The following is a 1,696-nucleotide window of genomic DNA, read 5'->3' as shown; positions in this document are numbered from 1 at the left end:
GCTTCTTCAAGTATCTCCTGAGCGAATACCATGAGGAGTTCTACGCGAACCTGCGGGCGTTCGTCTTCGAGAACCTGCGGATCCTCGATCCGCGCGAAAGGGACCCATCGGAGCTACGCAACGTCCGACGAGAGGCGTCCGTCGGGAAGCGACTCCAGGACTTGTGCGGCGAAACCGTTTTACCCAATGAGTGGTTGGACATGCTGAACGCGGGGCTCGGCAACTTCTGCCATATCCCGCACGATGAGACCTGCTTCGAGGAGGCGGTGCGAGGCGAACTCCTGCGAGTGCTTGAGCGGTGTTGCCTGCGCACGCAGGAGAAACCCGTGGTCACCCGATTCTGGCTCTTCACGGAGTGCGTTCAAGGTCTCCTCCGCATCCACCTCCTTGGGATTCCTCTGGATCTGCTCCTCGCCCTCCCCACGAAGGCCCCTCGCCCACAGAGCCAAAAAAGGATCCGCCACGTGAAGGCGTTCTTCCAGCACAAGGACACGCCATTGCTGCTGCGGCGGGCTTGCCTCTGCACGGCACTGACGCAGCACGCGGTCTCCATAACAGGGAAGGCGCGGGCGCGAGACGATCCTAGTGGCGGGGGCAACAGGGTTCGACCCGCTTGCCCATTGCTGCTCCGACTCGTCCGAGGGGAAGTCGCCGAGAAAATGTCCGATGACCTGCGCGCGACGCTTCGCCGCTTGCCTACGGAACCCGCCTTCCGCCGCGGCCTGGACATGGCTCGCGTTGTCGAGCAACTGCTTCTCACCGCTTCGGCGCTCATCATACGGTTCAAGCAATACCAGGCGTATCCGTTTAAACTGGCTCTTTGCTCCAAAGCGGCGAATCCCATCGGATTCCTTCTCGAGATCGATAACTTCCTGAACGCTGAGGCGGACTCCTTGGACGTGGGTTATGGTCGGCCTCTCCAGGAGGAGGCGCTGCGGCGAGGCGACCTGCGCGAGCAAACTCGTTTCCTGGCTTCCGATGCAATCCAGACAGAGCTGTCGACGTGGCTCACTCAGGTGGAAGGTTCCACCCTCGAGGTCGAAAGGGCGCACCAACAGGCCAAGCGCGGCGAACGGAGACAGTTGATCGCCGTGCACACCGCCTCGCGGGATATGATCTTGCGGAGGTACCGCGCCCAGGGGCGCGCGAAAGGAGCCTCCGCTGGAGCGGTGCCGCGGAAGCGCCGTGGAGGCGGCACGCTCTGGTCACTAGCTCTCCAGCACAATCCTCACTTGTTTCCCAGGTCTCAGCGGAGGTTCGGGTCGGCGGTGTCAGCGCCGAAGGCGCTAGCGGATCCGGAGTCTTGGCCCCGCCGAAAAGCAGCCTTACAGCAGTACGTCCGGGAGAACGGGGAGTCTCTGCGAGCCGAGTTGGCGCGCGCCCGGGCGCGAACGACTCTGGACTCGACCGCGCCATGGCCCGGCTTCCCGAGGAACGCCACCGAGTGGGTGGAGTGGATGGAGCAGAACGAGGACACCTTCAGGGAGGAGATGAAAGTGGTGCGCCAGGGTCAGCACCGCTCCGCGAACATCCGCGCGGAGGCTCCGCGGAAGTACGAGCCCTCGGCGCGGCTCGAAGCGCCGGCTTTCCGCCCGGCGCCCTGGCGACGGGCCGGGTCTCGGCCGCCTCCTTGGTTGGGGCTCGTCTCCAACGGCTTCTTCACTCTTTGGAGGCCGGAGATGGCCCTGGCGACGTT

Annotated in this window: 2 protein-coding genes; one reads left to right on the top strand and one right to left on the bottom strand. The window is 64.1% G+C overall.

The features are described from left to right. Positions 1-179 precede the first annotated feature (179 nt). Positions 180-1,097: a hypothetical protein gene (locus GY769_16910; GenBank protein MCP4203602.1), complete on the bottom strand. Its 918-nt coding sequence runs from the start codon at positions 1,095-1,097 to the stop codon at positions 180-182. A gap of 171 nt (positions 1,098-1,268) precedes the next feature. On the opposite strand from GY769_16910, the gene GY769_16905 reads away from it, so the two are divergent. Next, positions 1,269-1,696 (top strand): hypothetical protein (locus tag GY769_16905; GenBank protein MCP4203601.1); only part of this gene is annotated, 428 nt, incomplete at its 3' end.

The sequence above is a fragment of the bacterium genome (assembly GCA_024224155.1).
Classification (GTDB): Bacteria; Acidobacteriota; Thermoanaerobaculia; order Multivoradales; family JAHEKO01; genus CALZIK01.
Note: the sequence above shows the minus strand (reverse complement) of the source record. Positions and strands in the feature narration are given on the sequence as shown.